Annotated in this window: 15 protein-coding genes; 8 read left to right on the top strand and 7 right to left on the bottom strand. The window is 58.2% G+C overall.

What is annotated here, in order from left to right:
* The first annotated feature begins 2 nt into the window (after window positions 1-2).
* Both K1W69_RS20360 and K1W69_RS20355 read left to right on the top strand, forming a co-directional pair.
* Entirely contained in the window at window positions 3-1,232 is a 1,230-nt protein-coding gene (locus K1W69_RS20360) for an ATP-grasp domain-containing protein (protein ID WP_220230280.1), read from the top strand.
* 13 nt (window positions 1,233-1,245) lie between these two features.
* The gene (locus tag K1W69_RS20355) at window positions 1,246-2,286 is read left to right on the top strand and encodes a GNAT family N-acetyltransferase (protein ID WP_258571270.1); all 1,041 of its coding nucleotides are present in this window, start codon (window positions 1,246-1,248) and stop codon (window positions 2,284-2,286) included.
* Window positions 2,287-2,328: 42 nt separating this feature from the next.
* On the opposite strand, the gene K1W69_RS20350 is transcribed toward K1W69_RS20355, so the two are convergent.
* From K1W69_RS20350 to K1W69_RS20330, 5 genes are all read right to left on the bottom strand, one after another.
* Window positions 2,329-3,402: a lysophospholipid acyltransferase family protein gene (locus K1W69_RS20350; RefSeq protein ID WP_220230278.1), complete on the bottom strand. Its 1,074-nt coding sequence runs from the start codon at window positions 3,400-3,402 to the stop codon at window positions 2,329-2,331.
* A 178-nt stretch (window positions 3,403-3,580) separates the two neighbouring features.
* Window positions 3,581-4,465 carry a hypothetical protein gene (locus K1W69_RS20345; RefSeq protein ID WP_220230277.1) on the bottom strand — a complete coding sequence of 295 codons (885 nt, stop codon included), beginning with the start codon at window positions 4,463-4,465 and terminating at the stop codon, window positions 3,581-3,583.
* Window positions 4,466-4,709: 244 nt separating this feature from the next.
* A complete protein-coding gene (locus K1W69_RS20340) occupies window positions 4,710-5,453 on the bottom strand; it encodes a DUF2059 domain-containing protein (protein WP_220230276.1) in 744 nt (247 codons plus the stop codon).
* 112 nt (window positions 5,454-5,565) lie between these two features.
* Window positions 5,566-6,411: a DUF2059 domain-containing protein gene (locus K1W69_RS20335; RefSeq protein WP_220230275.1), complete on the bottom strand. Its 846-nt coding sequence runs from the start codon at window positions 6,409-6,411 to the stop codon at window positions 5,566-5,568.
* A 2-nt stretch (window positions 6,412-6,413) separates the two neighbouring features.
* Window positions 6,414-6,794, bottom strand: a complete 381-nt coding sequence (locus K1W69_RS20330) for a hypothetical protein (RefSeq protein WP_220230274.1) — start codon at window positions 6,792-6,794, stop codon at window positions 6,414-6,416.
* A 389-nt stretch (window positions 6,795-7,183) separates the two neighbouring features.
* Between K1W69_RS20330 and K1W69_RS20325 the strand changes: the two genes are divergently transcribed.
* Entirely contained in the window at window positions 7,184-7,765 is a 582-nt protein-coding gene (locus K1W69_RS20325) for a hypothetical protein (protein ID WP_220230273.1), read from the top strand.
* A gap of 681 nt (window positions 7,766-8,446) precedes the next feature.
* On the opposite strand, the gene K1W69_RS20320 is transcribed toward K1W69_RS20325, so the two are convergent.
* A complete protein-coding gene (locus K1W69_RS20320; protein WP_220230272.1) occupies window positions 8,447-8,803 on the bottom strand; it encodes a hypothetical protein in 357 nt (118 codons plus the stop codon).
* A 497-nt stretch (window positions 8,804-9,300) separates the two neighbouring features.
* Here K1W69_RS20320 and K1W69_RS20315 point away from each other — a divergent pair, with 497 nt between their 5' ends.
* From K1W69_RS20315 to K1W69_RS20295, 5 genes are all read left to right on the top strand, one after another.
* The gene (locus K1W69_RS20315; protein WP_220230271.1) at window positions 9,301-9,840 is read left to right on the top strand and encodes a P-loop NTPase family protein; all 540 of its coding nucleotides are present in this window, start codon (window positions 9,301-9,303) and stop codon (window positions 9,838-9,840) included.
* A gap of 546 nt (window positions 9,841-10,386) precedes the next feature.
* A complete protein-coding gene (locus K1W69_RS20310) occupies window positions 10,387-11,913 on the top strand; it encodes an acyl--CoA ligase (protein ID WP_220230270.1) in 1,527 nt (508 codons plus the stop codon).
* Window positions 11,914-12,106: 193 nt separating this feature from the next.
* Window positions 12,107-13,420 (top strand): Mur ligase family protein, encoded by a 1,314-nt coding sequence (locus tag K1W69_RS20305; protein ID WP_220230269.1) that lies wholly within the window; start codon window positions 12,107-12,109, stop codon window positions 13,418-13,420.
* 126 nt (window positions 13,421-13,546) lie between these two features.
* A complete protein-coding gene (locus K1W69_RS20300; protein WP_220230268.1) occupies window positions 13,547-14,677 on the top strand; it encodes an alpha/beta fold hydrolase in 1,131 nt (376 codons plus the stop codon).
* A complete protein-coding gene (locus tag K1W69_RS20295; protein ID WP_220230267.1) occupies window positions 14,677-17,127 on the top strand; it encodes a plasma-membrane proton-efflux P-type ATPase in 2,451 nt (816 codons plus the stop codon). The genes K1W69_RS20300 and K1W69_RS20295 overlap by 1 nt, the downstream gene beginning before the upstream one ends.
* Here the strand turns inward: K1W69_RS20295 and K1W69_RS20290 are convergent.
* Complete coding sequence (locus tag K1W69_RS20290; RefSeq protein ID WP_220230266.1) at window positions 17,108-17,752, bottom strand: glutathione S-transferase family protein; 645 nt, start codon at window positions 17,750-17,752, stop codon at window positions 17,108-17,110. The two genes, K1W69_RS20295 and K1W69_RS20290, sit on opposite strands and share 20 nt — an antisense overlap.
* Window positions 17,753-17,760: the final 8 nt, after the last annotated feature.

The following is a 17,760-nucleotide window of genomic DNA, read 5'->3' as shown; positions in this document are numbered from 1 at the left end:
GAATGCGGCGTATCTTCGGCGAGGACGTGTTCATCGCGCCGAGGCTTATGGAGGAGATGAGCGAGTGGGTGATCGATGATCTGAACACGATCGAGTTCATGACGGCGGGCCTTGTGGCCGTGGCGGGCGACATGCCGATGCTGGTTCATGAATCGACCATGTCGCCCGACAGCTTGTCCGCCATGAAAGACTGCGGTCTCAGCATCGGCGAGAACGTGATCACCTACAGGGACCGGCAGGACTATATCGGGCAGGTGACGGCGATGGCGGCTTCGGGACTGAAACCGGTTTTTCAGCACGCCAATCCGCCCGGACTGTTCGAGGATTGCGATCCGGCGATACGCGATGAAACCATCCGCTTTCTCAACGACAAATCCAATCTCGGTGAACTGGCGGGACCTCACAACGCGCCGGCGCGGAGAATCCTCGACCCATTCGACGAGGCGGCGGCGCTTGGCCTGAAGACGCCGACTGTTCTGAAAGTAGCGACAGACAAGCCGAATGGCGGCGCGACCGATGTCGCGATCTGCCGCAAGAAGCGCCACCTGCCCCGGGCCTACAAGAAATTTTCCAGCGCTGATCGCGTCATCGTCGAAGACTACATCCAGGCCTCTGCAAACTGGAGCGTGCGCTATGAAATCTTGCGCGCCGAACCGCCCCGATCCTCCGGCCACAGCACGCAGATCTGCATGAGGAACGGCGTCCATGTCGGCAATCTGGTTCGCGCCGAGGATGCTCCCCCGGCCACCGTTCTCGACCTTGCGCGCACCATCGCCGAGGCGGGCCGTGAACGCGGCTATTTCGGTTTGGCCGGTTTCGACATACTGGTCGATCGCAACAGTCGCGCCTGGGCGATCGACCTGAACTTCCGGATGACGTCGAGTTCGGCCTTCGGCTATCTTTTCGACGCGTTGGCCGAGCCGCGCGCCATGACCTGCGGCAGGCTCGCATTCTGTTTCATCGATCACGGTCTGTCGTCCTTTCTTGTCCGGTGCCGCCCGGCGTTCGAAGCCGGCTGGCTGGTTCCCGTCTCGACATTCGACCCGGAATTCGGAGTAGCTGATCCCGGCCAGGCGCGATGCCGGATGATGATCATGGGTCGCGACGAAGACGACCTGGTTCGCAACGAACGCCGGCTGGAAGCCCTGGGCGCCGAACTTCACCCGCTGCGAAAGCCGCCGTTCTGGCGCGCCTTTTTGCCCTCCTCCCTGTTCGGCGCAGCGTCTTTCTGATAGCCAAGTGACAATGCGACTCACCCTCGAAATCATCCGAAGCCAGCAAGCGCTGGAGGCGCTTCGTCCGGAATGGGACGCCCTCCACGCCCGCTGTGACGCCAAGGCGTTTTTCAACGATCACCGCGCGGTGATGCTGAACTGGGCGCGCCACCGGGAGGCGCGATCGAATTCGCTCCACATCGTCACCATGCGACAGTCGGGCGAACTCGTCTTTGCAGCCCCGATGATACAGCAGCGCGACCGGATCGGCACCTCGACGCTGAAATGGCTGACGTCTCTGACGCCGCTCTATGACGACGTGCTCATCGCGCCTGAGGCGGATGTCGACGTGATCGCCGGTCAGTTCGCCAGGCATGTTCGCTCCATACCGTTTGCACGCAAGCTGAAAGCCTCGATTGTTCGGGAAGATTCCAGTCTCAACGCGATCCTTTCCGGTATGGGGCCCGTCGATTCCAGCGAGCATCCGGCGCTTGAAGCCGATCTCACCGGATACGCCGACCGGGACGCCTATTTCGCCAGCAAACCGGCCAAAAGCCGCAAAAGATTCCGCCTGTATTTCAACAGGTTGTCTCAAATCGGCGAAACAAAATTCAACCTCATTGGCGCTGACTCCGACCTGAAACCGGAGATTTCCTGGATATTCGACGTCAAGCGCGACTGGGCCTTGGAACGCTCCGGAGACAAGGGCTGGATCTCCCAGCCTGAAACGGAGCAATGGTTTCAGTCCTTCAGCGAGGAACTGACCCAGAAGTCCAAGGTTCTGACGCTCACATGCGGCGACAAGCGGGTCGTTTCAGCGCTGTTCTTCATCCACCAGGATACGCTTTTCGGCTCGAAAATCGCCTATGATCCGGAGTTCTCCCATGCCTCGCCGGGCCTGCTTCTCATGGTCGAGCTCTGTCGCGTCGCGATCGATCTCGGAATGCGCCGCGTCGATATCATGACAGGCGATTCGAGCTGGAAGCGACGCTTTGCGACCTTTTCGGTTCCCATCAACAGCTATCGCCTGTCTCTTGATCCATGGCGGCTGCACGGCAAGAAATGGGTCTAGAACCCTTCCCCGCCTGCAGGACAGCAAGGAAATTTCGACCGATCAGACGAAGCGGCTGGTCGTGATGCTGAACCAGCCGAGAAACTGTTCCGGCGCCTTGCGGATGCCATCCAGCAGGCAGTCGCGGGCCTTCAGCGCCAGTATCGCCATCGCCTCATTGTCACGCCCTTTTCCGGGACGGGCCGGAGCCGCCAGTTCGTTCAGCGCCGGGCTGAAATCGACGCGATAGCTTTGAAAGGGCTCTGTCTCCACAATATTCATGACGTGAAGCGGCGTTCCGCGCCGCGTCGCCATGGAAAGCGCAGTCGTCGACATGCTCACATAGGTGTCTCCGGCTGCGGGAACTTCCACGAAACTACTGCCCGCAAACGTGTTGTTGCCGATAATGATCAGCGCGCCATCATCCAGCCGTTTCAGTACTTTCCGGGTGACCGCCGCGCCGTCGTCCTTCTCGAATATCAGGCGTTCGCCCAGATACCGGTCTTCCGCCGCCAGGACGACTTTGTTGACAGTGTTTATCCCAAAAGATGAGTTGGAGAAGCCGTGCTGCTCGACGCTGATCTGCACGGGCTTGAAGCCTTCGTTCCACAGCACGCGTTTGCCGAAAAGCGTCTGTGACGCGAACTGATTGGCCCATAGAATCGCTCCCTTGCCGGCCTTGAGCGACGATTTGACGTGTTCCAGCCCCTGTGCCGACAAGTCGACAGGTCGCTTGCCGCGGGTGTATTCTGCTGCAATTGTGAGCCGTCGGCGCATCTGATGGGCGCGCCAATCTTCATGAAGTTTCCTGACCTGATCCGCATCGCGCATTTCCAGGATCGCCGCCGCCCGTGTAGAGAGAGCCTCCAGTTGCTTGCGTCTCGCCTTTGCCAGGCGAAATCGCGCGGCGCCGTCGCAGTAGGCGCGCCAGGTGGATTGCGGAGCAAGGGCGGACACCGCGAATGCGCCGCCCATTGACAGAATTTCCCTGACGTCGCTTTCGGCGAAACGTCTGCGATGCGCTTCAGCCTCTGTCGTCCTGACAAAGAAATCTGCTTTCTCGCCATTCTCCCCCGCATCGACGGAAGCAATCTTTTTAAAACTGAAATAATCGGATTTCCGTGTTTCCTGCGTCACTCAAAATTTCCTTCGTGGTCAACAGGCGTGGCTAGTGGACAATTGGTCCGGCATTATTGCGGCAGTCGTCCAATAACCGACTTTCGCCAACCGGATTTAAGTCAGAATCGTTAAATTTGATAATTTGTTTCTTTCCAGTGGTCGTGAATCCGGGGATCGCCATGCGCTTCCCGCACGTTCAGACCATTCTGCTCCACCAAAGAGATGCGATATTCCAGATGGCTGTCGCTGCTTGTCGGTCAGTTGCCACAGCGTGATCATGACAACACATCGCGTCATGCTCGCCGGGCGAAGGGCCGGAAAAGCGTCTTTCCTTCGACACCACATTGCCGGGAAGCCGGATGTCGTTCGCGGCCGAACGGTTAATCCCTTCTATAGTATTGTTATATTTGAAAATTGTTGAAATTCCAGCGAATCTGGCTTCGTTTCGGGAATCGGCCTTTTCCGGCGCATTGGCGCTCTGGCTTTGTTTCGGGAATCCGGGATTTTGCGGCCCGTCGGGCGTGACCGGCGGCGGGGTTTCTGCTTCAGCGGGGCATTTGATCCAGGCGGCGAAGGCCTTTTTGCGCCGTGCGCGGGCCTCGTTGCGGTAGCGCCGGAGAAGCCGGGCGGGATCTTCCATGCGGCGCGCGGCCCGCGGGTCGAGGAGAGCGTTGAAAAGGCTCATCACCCTGCGGTCTTCCAATCGGGTGAGGCTTTCGCCGGCAAGCGCGCGCTTCATCAGCTCCGCATCGTCGCAATGGTCCGGACAGGGATCGTCCGTGTTCGCGCCGGCCTCGAAATTGGCGAGCGCCCGTTCGCAGGCTTCAAGCCGCGCCTCGGCCTCGGCGAGCGCCAGGGCGCGGAAGCTGCGCTCGTCGCAGGGGATGAACTCCACGAGGGTCAGATCGGGTCGGCCGAGAATGATGCGCAGCCACAGGCCGACGCGCGCCGGCTGAGGCTTCCCGGCCGCGCCGTGCTTGCGGGCGTTGCCTGCTGCGGCGGCCTTGCCGGCCGGCGTTCTGGGGCCTGTGCTTTTGCCGGCGTTCGCCCGGTTGCGCTGGATGATGTGGTCGGCTGTCACAGGGCTAGCCGATCAAGGCCGGGCGCCTGGTGTGACACGGTTTGAAGACTGCAAATCACTGTGTCGCCTTGTCGTGATTTTGGGGGCGCTTCATAGCACGGATAGCGCGAAAATGCAAGGATTTGTTCTTTTTTTGTTCCAATTTGGAAGCTTGGCCTTGGTAGGTTGATGTAGAAACGATGTCTGCAAACTCCACACCTTATAACCCACTTCCAACAGCAGCTTTCCATCTCTGCATATTTTTCTATTTCGTAAAATTGCCAATTTGATCATTTAATTCTTTTTGAGCCGCCAAAAAATATATTTTAAAAAGAATTAACTTTACATCTGCTTTCTCTTTTTTACTGCATGAATCTAGAAATCCAAGATTCTTAAACATATTGAATCTTAATTTATTTTCCTTTCCGGCTTTTTCTTCAATAATCACGTCGGGTTCAAACTGTTCACTAGCGGCATTGACAATCCCCAAATCCACGGCGTGTAAGTAATCTTCTTTGTCTATTGTCCCTCTATCTAGTTTAAGTTTGATGTAGGTGGTTTTATACGCCTTCCATCTGTTTGGTCCATACTTTCTGGCTCTTTCAATAAACTCGACTATGTCGCTATCTTTAAACCGAAATTCCAAACCTTGACGAGCAGCGTCCTCATTAGAATCCTTTGTCAACTGCGAGATAAACTCTTCCTCCGTCTGCATCTCCTCGGCCGTGAGGTTAGCTTCCACCCTGTCGAGGATTTTGGAACGAATAATTTCAGGGTCGAATGACGTCTCGGCTATTCGCTCCAGTGTTTCCACCGCTTCCGGTCTCTGAAAGGGTTCGAGTTTAAGCAACCGATCCATAAAATCGGATTTGAGCAGCGGGAATACGGTCTCCATCCCTGCTACCGTCAGGTATTCATCTGCTGCCGCTCTGGCAGAGGTGTCCTGCGCCGATGCGGGGAGAGAAAAAACACATACAAAAATCAAGAAAGCAGCAATGCGTTGAACCATGATTTTTGATGTCCTCGGTCAATTGATCTGATGGCAATCCTACTTGCTAATTTGAAGGTCTGTAGTGGCTCCGCAAAACGGCCGAACCGGATGGGACCGGCTTCGTGACTCTCTACTTGGAGGTTTTGTACGAAGTTTCAGGATCAAGGTCTGTCTGCGCGTAAACCTCAGTAAGGAACTCTTCCAGTTGCACGTTGGCAACCTCGTCTAGTGCGTTGTAAAAAACATCGGAAACCATGCGGTTTCCTTTCAGAATGTCCAAATATCTTTGCAAATCTTCAGTGGATGCGGAGCGATAGGTAAACAGGTAGTCTGCCAGCAATAGTTTGAGGAGGTTCGGCTGCTCCTTAGCAATTGCTTCATCTATCTTGGATGCAACCACATCCATAGGAGGGCGTTGTTCGGCAGGAACGCTTTTCATTCTGACGCCAATGACAGTCAGCGCCGCTGTCTTTGCTGTCTTTGTTGTCCTCTCAAGCGTCTCTGTAACATCCATGATTTCCAGCACAGCATCGGTTTTTTCAGGATCAGTGTCGTATTTCTCCAGAATTTGCTTCCAGTGTTGGGTCAGATACCGCCGAGTTTCCACAGTGCTTGCGGCCTTCTCCATCGCAACCATCTTTTGTCCGAACTCGGTTTTATTATCGTCGATAGCCGGCTGTATCTCCTCAGCCGTGAGGTCGGCTTCCACCCTGTCGAGGATTTTGGAACGAATAATTTCAGGGTCGAATGACGTCTCGGCTATTCGCTCCAGTGTATCCCTCGCTTCCGGTCTCTGAAAGGGTTCGAGTTGAAGCATCCGATCCAGAATTTCGGATTTGAGCCGCGGGAATACGGTCTCCGTTCCTACTACCGTCAGGTATTCATCTGCCGCCGCTCTGGCAGAGGTGTCCTGCGCGGATGCGGGAAGAGAAAAAACAAATACGACGATCAGTAAAGCAGCAATGCGTTGAACCATGATTATTGATATCCTCGGTCAATTGATCTGATGGCAATCCTACTCGCCAATTTAACGATCCAACTTTTTTCTACAACCGAGAGAATACTTTTGCAGATCACATCTGGATGCAAATCCGTGAGGTTTTTGCTGGCAAGGGCGCGCTTCATCAGCTCCGCATCGTCGCAATGGTCCGGACAAGGATCGTCCGTGTTCGCGCCGGCCTCGAAATTGGCGAGCGCCCGTTCGCAGGCTTCAAGCCGGGCCTCGGCTTCGGCCAGCGCCATGGCGCGGAAGCTGTGCTCATCGCAGGGGATGAAATCCGCGAGGGTCAAATCGGGTCGGCCGAGAATGATCCGGAGCCACAGGCCGACGCGCGCCCGATCGGGTTGCTGTTGCGCCATGACGACGCGCGTTGGCGGACGCGGCCGCCTTGCCGGCCGGCGTTTTGGGGCCCGTGCTTTTGCCGGCGTTCGCCCGGTTGCGCCGGATGATGTGGTCGGCTGTCACAGGGCTAGCCGATCACGGCCGGGCGCCTGGTGTGACAGGGTTTGAAGACTGCAAATCGCTGTGTCGCCTTGTCGTGATTTTGGGGGCGCTTCATAGCACGGATAGCGCGAAAATGCAAGGATTTGTTCTTTTTTTGTTCTCGTCGGCGAACCATCGGCTTGGAAAAACGAGGCCGATATGCCAACTTCAAAGCATCAAATTATCCCATTTGTAATATGTCGGGTAAGAACTATTGAAACGCATCACCAGTCCTGTGTCGAAGACTTAACCATTCAAGCAACAAATGGAACACAAAATGCTCAGTTACTTTAAAATTCTTGGCCTATTTTTGATCGCCGTGTTGATCGCATCGCCTGCGGCTGCGGAATTTCGTAAATGCACCGTGAAATTGATGGTGTCGGCAAGAGACATGCCTGAAAAGGAAGTGGACGGCGCACGGTTTGTCGCCTGGGGCAGATCGCAAAACTACGCATCAGCAGCATGGAACCGCGTCAACGATGCCGCCAAGGCATGCGCCCAGCAATTGATTGCGCGCGACACGAACTCGGCGCCAAGCGCCTGTGCCGCCAATCAGACGCAGCTTGATAACTCGGCATACTACGATGTCTCTGGCATAACCGGACTGCAGACGACGCATGTCAAGACTTTGCTGAAGCAGGCGATCTGCCGTCACCACCCCCGTCCGGTTTCCGGTAAGGAAGACTATTATAAAACCAGGGAAGTCCACGGTCTCTATGTCACCGTCAGACATACTGGCCCGGTCGGGGCCTGCAAGACGCAACGGGTCTCGGGACCCAATTACGTCAAAATCCGCTGCGCTCGCAGCGACGCGGCGGACACCGAAGCAATGTGGCATTTGAAATGAATGCCATTCCGGGTCGCCACTCTGTTGGCGGCCCGTGGCGTTGTTCAATTCTCAAAGCGCAGGCCTGACAACAACCCACGCAATGCCGACCGGGGGAAGTCCCGGAAAAGCCTCTCTTTCGTCAACGCATCGCGGGCTGACTTCGACTTCTACCGTAGTGAGCCGCCACCAAGCCCTTCGTCAGTCTATTACGGTGACAGTTTACTCAATCACCAAATTCCGTTCTGGCCTCCTTCATGACACGTAGTGCGCGTATGCTCATCCCGGTTTTTAATCTTGAATGCCAATCTTCCTACGCGCCGCAGACGCGGCGCCGACTGGATTCCGGCTCAAGGCCGGAATGAGGAGTGGGGGAGGTTCCTGCGCTAAAGCCCCTCCGGAATTCGTGGCTCGTGATTGCTTCGAGCCGGGCGGGTGCTGATTTTGCTCTGACACCGGTCAGCCGCGTAAGAAAGCTGGCGATTTGACATTGAGGTCATTGTCGCCTGAATGGAAGACGACCACTCTCAGGCAGCGTCTCTTAGCTGAATACCGTATTTGTACTCACCATGTTTGCACATGCAGAGGCTGCAAATTCAAATCTCATTGTCCGAGATACGACAACCAGAGAAGAACGCCCATCGGAACAATCAACGTATTCGCAAGCCAAGAAACTTAAGAAGACAAATTCTATGTGCAGCATTATATGGCTGCATAATATGTACAATATATCATGCTTACAGTGTCGTCTTTCGAGATTCCAAACTCATATAACGCACCGCTTTCACCATTTATGATAGCAGTTCCGCTAATCACTTTGTCTGGAAGTGACATAATTCTGTATTTTGTTATTTCCAATTTCTTCCCATCAGCGCTTTTTAGTATATTTCTATCAATTACTTCATACTTTATATTGTATTTATCAAAAATATGAATTAATTTTTCTTCTTTCATTCCCAAAAATACTTCAGAGCAACTAAACTCATTGGATGCAGATGTCGCCTTTGAAAGGGTCAAAATAACTAAAACAGCTACGAGAAGGCATGTGAGCTTATTCATATTCCTAACCTTTGTTTGCAACCGTTTCTGAGGTGTCAATTCCAAGGTGTCATTTCCACTACTGGAACCAGATCAGGCGACACCGGAACCTGATTACGGTGACAGTCCACTCAATCCCTGGAATCCGTTCTAGCCTCCTTCATGACACGTAAGGCGCGCATGGTCATCCCGGCTTAGAAATCTCATAGATCATTCTCCGCGCCGCGGACGCGGCGCCGGCTGGATTCCGGCTCAAGGCCGGAATGAGGAGTGGGGGAGGTTCGGTTGCTGCAACACCTTCAGTCGTTGCAGGTCCGCTGGAGCGGCGGAGCGGACGCGCCCTGGCATCGTCTGACGCAGGCCGACCGCGGAAACGCAACGGCGGCGGCGGATTGACCAAACGGTCCTCGGATTTCCCAAGCTGGACCGAGACTGAACTTGCTCCTCTGGACCGCCGTTGACAACGCCGCCAGCACACGGCATTGGGGCGGCTTCAACCTTCCTGACCGGTGTTTCCTATGCTGACCCTGGCGTCTCTTGGCGAGCGTATTGTTGTGCTTGGCCCGTCCAACGCCGGTAAATCGACCCTGGCTGTGGCGTTGTCGAAGAAGCTTGATCTTACTGCTGTGCACCTGGACCAGCTTCACCACATACCCAACACCTTCTGGCAGGCGCGTCCGGAGGCGGAATTCACCAAGCTTCATGACGACGCCATCCTGGGGGAGCGCTGGGTGATGGAGGGCAATTACAGTCGACTGTTTCCGCAGCGCCTGGCCCGCGCCACCGGCGCCATCCTGATCACGTCAAATCGCTGGCTGCGTGTTTCGCGGTATGTCAGGCGAACTCTGGTCAATCGCTCTGATCGCGCCGGACATCTCGAGGGCGCCCGGGACAGGCTCAAGTGGGACATGATCAACTGGATACTTGTCGAGACGCGAAACAGCGCTGACGCCTATTCCGCCATACTTCGCGCTTCGGACCTGCCCTATGTCGAATGCCGCTCGGCAAAGGCGCTCAGGGACATCTATCGGACCTGGGAGCTTCCGTTTCCACACTGAAGCTTCCAGGCCATGTCTCGCCATTTTGACGTCGTTCCTGGCGCTTATCGCGCATGTTGTCACGCCCGGTCTATTCAACGCCAGATTACAGTGACAGTTTACTCAATCACCAAATTCCGTTCTGGCCTCCTTCATCACACGTAGTGCGCGTATGCTCATCCCGGTTTTTAATCTCGAATGCCAATCTTCCTACGCGCCGCAGACGCGGCGCCGACTGGATTCCGGCTCAAGGCCGGAATGAGGTGTGGGGAGGTTCTGACGTATAACGCTTTGAGTGTTTATGGCCCGGCTGGGGCTTCTGGCAGGATGCATCCTGAAATAGTCTGATGACGGTCAACCCCGGAATACGGCTAAGGACTTCGGATCGAGTGAACTGCCACCGGAACCGGGAAACAAGCCGGCTGATCGAACCGCTGAAAGCTGTGGTTTCGGCCGATTGCCCTTCCCCACACCTATTGTCGTCAATATCCGTAGCTAACAGCTGATTTGTCCGTTAATACGGCGGGCGCACAATTGCCGATCCTCGATATTCGGATTCAAATCAGAATGGCCAATACTGACAATTTGTTTCTTTCCAGCGCTCTTGCTTCCAACGATCATCCTGCGCTTCTGGCGCCGGAGAGACCCGCCTGCTCCCATGCAGAGTTGCGGCGTTCCTCAAAAGCGGTCGCCGATCAGCTGGCGGCTGTCGGCGTTGGTCGCGGCGACGCCGTGGCGATCATCATGCCCAACGGGCCGGAACTCGTCACAGTCCTGCTTGCCGCCATGTCCGTGGCGTCTGCGGCGCCGCTCAACCCCGCCTATACGGAATCGGAACTGCGTTTTTATCTCGAGGATTTGACCGCGAAACTGCTGATCTGCCCGGCGACGGGGTTTGAGGCCGCGCGGTTGGTCGCTTCGTCGCTTGAAATTCCGGTCATGACGGTGGATTTCGATGTCGCTTCGGCCTGCGGCGTCGTGTCGATGACGGCGCCGAATCATGCGGCGGCGACTGAAAAGAGTGCGCATAACGAAGCGGACGACGTCATTCTGCTGCTGCACACATCCGGAACCACGGCGAAGCCGAAACTTGTAGGCCTGTCGCGCGGCAACATCGAGGCGTCGATGGCCAATATCCGGTCGGGCCTCGAACTTGGTCCGGAAGACACCGGCCTCTGCATCATGCCGCTGTTTCATATTCACGGCATTGTCGCGACCGTGCTCGCGCCGCTGAGCGCAGGCGGATCGATCGTCTGCACGCCCGGCTTCAACGCCTTGCAGTTTTTCCGATGGGCCGACGCTTTCAGGCCAAGCTGGTATTCGGCGGTGCCGTCCATGCACCAGGCGATTGCAGCGCGCGCATCGCGCAACACGGAGATCGTGGGACGCCTGCAGCTGCGGTTCGTTCGCTGCTCTTCCGCCGCCATGCCGATCGTGACGCTGGAAGCGCTGGAACAGATTTTCCGCTGTCCGGTCATCGAAGCCTACGGCATGACGGAAGCCGCTCACCAGATCACCAGCAACCGGCTGCCGCCCGGCGACCGGAAGCCGGGCAGCGTCGGGTGGTCGGCGACCACCCGCGTCGCCATCATGGATGACGCCGGGCGCTTGCTCGGTAATGGCGAGACGGGCGAGATCGTCATTGCGGGCGAAAACATTCACGCCGGCTATATCGATGCGCCGGAGGCCAATCGCGCGTCCTTTGCCGACGGCTGGTTTCGCACCGGCGACCAGGGGCGTCTTGACGAGGACGGCTGCCTGACGATCACCGGCCGCCTCAAGGAAATCATCAATCGCGGCGGCGAGAAAATCGCGCCTCTGGAGCTCGACAATATCCTGTTGCGACACCCCGACATCGTGGAAGCGATCGCCTTTGCAGCGCCGCATGCGCAACTCGGCGAGGATATCGCCGCGGCGATCGTTCGCCTGGAAAATTCCCGGCTCGGCGAAGACGAGGTGCGCGCCTATCTGGCCGACGAGGTCGCCGCCTTCAAGATTCCCCGGACCATCCTGTTCGTGGATGAAATTCCGAAGGGCGCGACGGGGAAGATACAGCGCCTGAATTTGGCGAAGCAGATGGGCTTGAGCGATTAGCAACGTTATTGTCTCAATGAGCATTACGCTCGACAATTCCGATCGTTACTGTTTGTACGATAGCAACAGTCGCCATTTATTCGGGTAAATTCGCCCCGTTCTATTGCTATTTGCGGCATCCGCCAGTAACCGAAACCTCCCTGCAAGATATGCTGCTAGACGACCAAGATCGGGAGGATTTCAGATCCAGGCAATGGCTCGCAACCTGTTTCAATCTGTGAAAAATGCTGTCGGCGGCAAGAACAGCGTCGCGCGCAAGACCGTCCGTTATGTCCGCAAGGACTGGCGCCGGACCGCCGGCAAGATCCGCAGGCGCTATATCGACTATGACGCGATTGTCGGCATAACCGGAAGCGCCGGAAAGTCGACCACGGCGCGCCTGGTCGGCGCGATCCTGCAGTCGCAGGCGCCGACGCGAACCGCTTTCGGGGTGAACACCTATCGCGGCATCGTGAAACGCTTTTCACGCGCCAATCGCCGAGAACGCTACTGGGTGCAGGAGTTGAGCGGTCATGAGCGGGTGGACCTTTCAAAACAGATCAAATTCGTCAGGCCGACCGTTGGCATCGTCACCACTATCGGAATGGATCACATATCGACCCATCGCAGCCAGGACGAGATCGCCAATGTGAAGGCGCAACTCGTCGAGTGGCTCAAGCCGGAAGACATCGCCATTCTGAACGCCGATGACGAACGGATCATCGCCATGGCCGGGAAGACAAATGCGCGCGTTGTGACGTATGGGCGAGCGGAATCAGCGGATATAAGGCTGATTTCGGCGCAAAGCGGTTTACCACGCCGACTGAGCCTGACGGTGAGTGTTGGCGACCGGACGATCGACGTCGAAACGCAGTTTCCCGGCGATCGCTGGATCACCTGCATTCTGGCGGCCATCGCCTGCGGCCACGCCATGGGCGTTCCGCTGGAACAATGCGCGGAGGCGATCGCGGGCGTGGCGCCGGAACTCTACAAGGACTCCATCCACGAAAAAAACGGCGTGACCGTCGTCCTCGACACGTTCAAGGCTCCCAACTGGAGCATCCCGACGAGTATGGAAATCGTGAAGGCTGCGCAAGCGCCGCACAAGATCGCCGTGATCGGCACGATATCCGACTACCAGGGGACGTCGCGAACGCGCTATCGCAGGGCTGCGGAAGCCGCGCTCGACTCCGCCGACGAGGTGATCTTCTACGGCCCCCAGAGCGACAGGATACGGCGGCTGTTGCCACAATATCCCGGTCGCCTTTTCGCCATCACCGAATTCGAGGAACTGCGCAGCGATCTCGAAAGCCGCCTCGGACGCGGATCGCTGCTGTACATAAAGTCCTCCGGCGCCGACCATCTGGAGCGCATCTGGCACGCCTTCGACAGCCCGATCTCGTGTGGACTGACCAAGTGCAAGCAGCTTTATACCTGCATCGATTGCAAACGCCTGCGCGCCAAGGGCAAGCCGGCGACGATCACGCTTGCGCCGGTCGGGGAACCGGCGACGGCCGAACAGGTCTGACAACGAATTGACGATACGCGGCAAATTGTCGTGAAACTGCGGTCTCTTCTGGTGCTGTCGCGCGCAGCAGCATAAATTCACTTGTGAACCGTATTGTGGTTCGAAAATATATTCTTCGGTGTGACAATGGCCAATCCAAAGACCCGCGTCCCGAATGCCGAACATAGCGTGCCCTGGTTCTGGCCGATGGCGGCGGGAATCGAAATGGGCGAGGCCGGACTGGACCTGTTCCGCAGGAACCTCGAATTCTTCACCGAGGCGGAAGAAATCGACGCGCCGCCGGCGCCCGAGTGGGCCACGGAAAACACGATCCTTCTCGATCTCGACACGATGCGCCTGCGCGACTTTTCCGGCGGCGGGTCACGCGACGACGCGACGCCTGTGATCATCGACGCGCCCTTTGCCGGGCACAGCTCCACCATCGCCGATTACGCGCCCGGGCAGAGCCTGACGGAGGTGCTGCTGGCAAGGGGCCTCGGCCGGGTGCTGGTCACCGACTGGAAGAGCGCGACGCCGGAAATGCGCGACTTCGACATCGACAAGTATCTCGCCGAGATCAACATCGTGGTCGACGACCTTGGCGGCCGCGTCAACCTGGTGGGCCTGTGCCAGGGCGGCTGGATGTCGTCCATGTACGCAGCGCGTTTTCCCGGGAAGGTCGCGTCGCTGGTGCTGGCGGGCTCGCCGATCGACACCGACGCCGGCGACGGCCCTATCCGCAAGATGGCGCACGAGACGCCGCTTTCCTTCTACGAGGAACTGGTGGCGTCCGGCGACGGGCGCATGCTCGGACAATTCATGCTGGCCGGGTGGAAGAACATGCATCCCGCCAGGCAATATGTCGAAAAGTATATCGACCTCTACGCCCATATCGAAGACAGGAACTACGTCGAGCGGACGGAGCGTTTCGAAAGCTGGTACGAAAACCCCGTCGACCTTCCGGGACGATATTACCTGCAGGCGATCGAACTGCTGTTCAAGGAAAACCGCTTCGCCAGGGGCGAATTCGTCGGGCTGGGCCAGACCCTGAAACTGTCCGATATTTCCTGCCCGGCCTTTCTTCTTGCCGGTGAAAGTGATGATATTACAACGCGGGAGCAGGTGTTCGCCGCGAGCGAACTCCTCGGCGCGCCTGCAGGAGATATCGAACAGAAGCTCGTTCCCGGCGGTCATATCGGGCTGTTCATGGGGTCGCATACGCTGGAAGACGCATGGCCGGGCATTGCAGACTGGATCAAGGCTAAAGGGAGCGCCTGATGAAGACGACGGGTAAAGCGAAAGACGCCGAGGACTTCTCCAAACTTCCTTTACCCGAACTGGAAAAAAAGCTCGACGCCACGGCCGACGGCCTGAGCGAAGCCGAAGCCGCGAAACGGCTCGACCGCTACGGCGCGAACGAGATTCCTGAAAAGACCGTCAGCCCGCTCATGAAGTTCCTGAGCTATTTCTGGGGGCCTATCCCCTGGATGATCGAAATCGCCGTCGTGCTGTCGGCGATCGACGGGCACTGGCCGGATTTCTTCATCATTCTCCTCCTGCTCTTCGCCAACGCGCTGGTCGGCTTTTTCGAGGAACACCAGGCCGGCAACGCCATCGCCGCGCTGAAGAGCCAGCTCGCTGCACGGGCAAGGGTGCGTCGCGACGGCGACTGGAAGGACGCCGAAGCCCGCAAACTGGTTCCCGGCGACGTGGTCCACCTGCGTCTCGGCGACATCGTGCCGGCCGACGTGCGCATCCTGAACGGCAAGGAGGCCGAGCTCGACCAGTCGGCGCTGACGGGAGAATCGCTTCCCGTCACGCGGCAGGAAGGCGACGCCGCCTATTCCGGATCGATCATCCGCACCGGCGAATTCGACGGTCTGGTCTACGCCACGGGCGCCAACACCTATTTCGGCCACACCGCGCAGCTGGTGCAGGAGTCGGGCGGCAAGAGCCATTTCCAGCGCGCTGTTCAGCAGATCGGCAACTATCTCATCGTGCTCGCCCTTGCGCTGGTCGCCGTCATCATCCTGATCTCGCTGTTCCGCGGCGACCCGCTGCTCGGCACGCTGCAATTCGCCCTCGTGCTGACCGTGGCGGCGATCCCGGTCGCGTTGCCGACGGTGCTGTCTGTGACCATGGCCGTGGGCGCCAAATTGCTGGCGGACCGAAAGGCGATCGTAAGCAGGCTCGCGGCGATCGAGGAACTGGCCGGCGCGGACGTGCTGTGTTCGGACAAGACCGGCACGCTGACCATGAACAAGCTGACGCTGGGCGAGCCCTTTTGCCTCGGCGACATCGACAAGGAGGCGGTGATCCTGGCAGGCGCCCTCGCCTCTCGCGCGGACGGCGCCGACGCTATCGACACGGCCGTGCTGGGCGGCCTGACAGATCCCGCGGCCGCGAAGGCCTACACGGTGAAGACCTTTAAGCCCTTCGACCCCGTCAGCAAGGATACCGAAGCCGAACTGGCCGGCCCCGACGGCGCGGTGATCCGCGCGGCCAAGGGCGCGCCGCAGGTCATCATGGCTATGTCGAGCCTCTCCGACGCCCAGACCGCGGACGTCAATACGGCCGTCGACGGCTTCGCGCAGAAAGGCTACCGCTCGCTCGGCGTCGCACGGGCCGAAGGCGACGGGCCATGGACGTTCCTCGGCGTCCTGCCGCTCTTCGACCCGCCGCGCGACACCGCGAAGGACACGATCGAGCGCGCCCGCGCCATGGGCATCGACGTCAAGATGGTGACCGGCGACCAGCTCGCCATCGCGCGCGAGACGTCACGCGTACTGGGGCTTGGAGGCAATATTCTCGACGCCGCGACGCTGGGCGACGCGAAGCACCATGAAGGCGTCCGCGCCGACGACGCGATCGAAAACGCAGACGGCTTCGCGCAGGTCTTTCCCGAGCACAAATATCACATCGTTTCGGTGCTGCAGGACAACGACCATATCGTCGCCATGACCGGCGACGGGGTCAACGACGCGCCCGCCCTGAAGAAGGCCGATTGCGGCATCGCCGTCTCGGGCGCAACGGACGCGGCCCGCAGCGCCGCCGACATGGTTCTGACCACGCCCGGCCTCTCCGTCATCATCGAGGCGGTCGACGAGGCCCGCAAGATCTTCCAGCGCATGAACAACTACGCGATCTACCGGATTGCCGAGACGCTGACCGTGCTTTTGTTCATGGCGGCCTCGATCATGATCTTCAACTTCTACCCGATGACAGCTGTGATGATCGTCATGCTGGCGTTGCTGAACGACGGCGCCATCCTGTCGATCGCCTATGACAATGTGAAGGGCAGCGAGACGCCGGAACGCTGGAACATGCACCGCGTTCTCGGCATTTCGACGCTTCTCGGGCTCATCGGCCCCGTCGCCGCCTTCGGCCTTTTCTACATTGCCGACCGGATCGAGCAGATGCCGCACGACCAGATCCAGACGCTGATGTATCTGTTTCTGTCCGTATCCGGACACCTCACCGTGTTCATCGCGCGCACACGAGGACCTTTCTGGTCGTCGCGGCCGGCCAATATTCTTCTGTTGGCGGTTTTCGGCACGCAATTGCTGGCGACGATGATCGCTGTCTTCGGCCTGTTCATGACGTCGATCCCCCTGAGCTGGGCTCTCATCGTCTGGGGATATGCGCTCGCCTGGTTCGTCGTCACCGACGGCTTCAAGGTGCTGGCGTATCGGCATCTGGTGACGCCGGTCAACTCGACGCCGGGCTGATCTCGCCCTGCCCCTCGAGGCAGGTTTTGACCGCCGACAGCGCGAGGACGCGTTCGTGGCAGCGTCTGATTGCGGGCGACGCCGACAGCAATGCGTCGACCGGCTGATGCCAGGTGACGAGCATGGTCATGAATATGTCGAGGATCGTGGGTTCGCCGCCGACGAAGTACGGGCCGTTTTTTGAAAGGTGGCTGTCAACGAGCGCCCATCGGTCCTTCAGATCGATGATCGCCTGCGCGTTGACCGAGGCCTTGAGCGCCGGGTCATGTACATAGCGCTCGGGGTAGAAGTACCGCTTGTAGGCCTCCTGGATGGAAGTTGCGAGATACAACATCCACCGCAGGAATTCAGGACGATCCGGGTGATCGGGCGCCGGCGACAGCTTTGACTGCGGATGCAGGTCGGCGAGACAAAGGCAGATCGCAGCCGCCTCCGTCATGATCCCGCCATCCGGCAGGCGCAGGGCCGGAACCCTGCCGGCCGGATTGAGCGCCAGATAATCCTTCGTGCGGTGCATGCCCTTCAGGATGTCCGTTTCGACAAGCCTGTAGGGCAGTTGCAGCGTCTCCAGAACGATGTGCGGGGCAAGGCAGGCTGTTCCCGAGGAATAGTAGAGTTCGTACAACTGCCTGC

It is taken from the genome of Flavimaribacter sediminis, from assembly GCF_019492055.1.
In the GTDB taxonomy this organism is placed as follows: domain Bacteria; phylum Pseudomonadota; class Alphaproteobacteria; order Rhizobiales; family Rhizobiaceae; genus Flavimaribacter; species Flavimaribacter sediminis.
This window is presented reverse-complemented; position numbering and strand designations above follow the sequence as displayed.

What these genes read in the sequence shown, in the direction of transcription:
- K1W69_RS20360 (WP_220230280.1), top strand. Translation starts at nt 3, where the DNA reads ATGCGGCGTATCTTCGGCGAGGACGTGTTCATCGCGCCGAGGCTTATG.
- K1W69_RS20355 (WP_258571270.1), top strand. Translation starts at nt 1,246, where the DNA reads ATGCGACTCACCCTCGAAATCATCCGAAGCCAGCAAGCGCTGGAGGCG.
- K1W69_RS20340 (WP_220230276.1), bottom strand. Translation starts at nt 5,453, where the DNA reads ATGGTTCAACGCATTGCTGCTTTCTTGATTTTTGTATGTGTTTTTTCT.
- K1W69_RS20335 (WP_220230275.1), bottom strand. Translation starts at nt 6,411, where the DNA reads ATGGTTCAACGCATTGCTGCTTTACTGATCGTCGTATTTGTTTTTTCT.
- K1W69_RS20330 (WP_220230274.1), bottom strand. Translation starts at nt 6,794, where the DNA reads ATGGCGCAACAGCAACCCGATCGGGCGCGCGTCGGCCTGTGGCTCCGG.
- K1W69_RS20325 (WP_220230273.1), top strand. Translation starts at nt 7,184, where the DNA reads ATGGAACACAAAATGCTCAGTTACTTTAAAATTCTTGGCCTATTTTTG.
- K1W69_RS20320 (WP_220230272.1), bottom strand. Translation starts at nt 8,803, where the DNA reads ATGAATAAGCTCACATGCCTTCTCGTAGCTGTTTTAGTTATTTTGACC.
- K1W69_RS20315 (WP_220230271.1), top strand. Translation starts at nt 9,301, where the DNA reads ATGCTGACCCTGGCGTCTCTTGGCGAGCGTATTGTTGTGCTTGGCCCG.
- K1W69_RS20310 (WP_220230270.1), top strand. Translation starts at nt 10,387, where the DNA reads ATGGCCAATACTGACAATTTGTTTCTTTCCAGCGCTCTTGCTTCCAAC.
- K1W69_RS20305 (WP_220230269.1), top strand. Translation starts at nt 12,107, where the DNA reads ATGGCTCGCAACCTGTTTCAATCTGTGAAAAATGCTGTCGGCGGCAAG.
- K1W69_RS20300 (WP_220230268.1), top strand. Translation starts at nt 13,547, where the DNA reads ATGGCCAATCCAAAGACCCGCGTCCCGAATGCCGAACATAGCGTGCCC.
- K1W69_RS20295 (WP_220230267.1), top strand. Translation starts at nt 14,677, where the DNA reads ATGAAGACGACGGGTAAAGCGAAAGACGCCGAGGACTTCTCCAAACTT.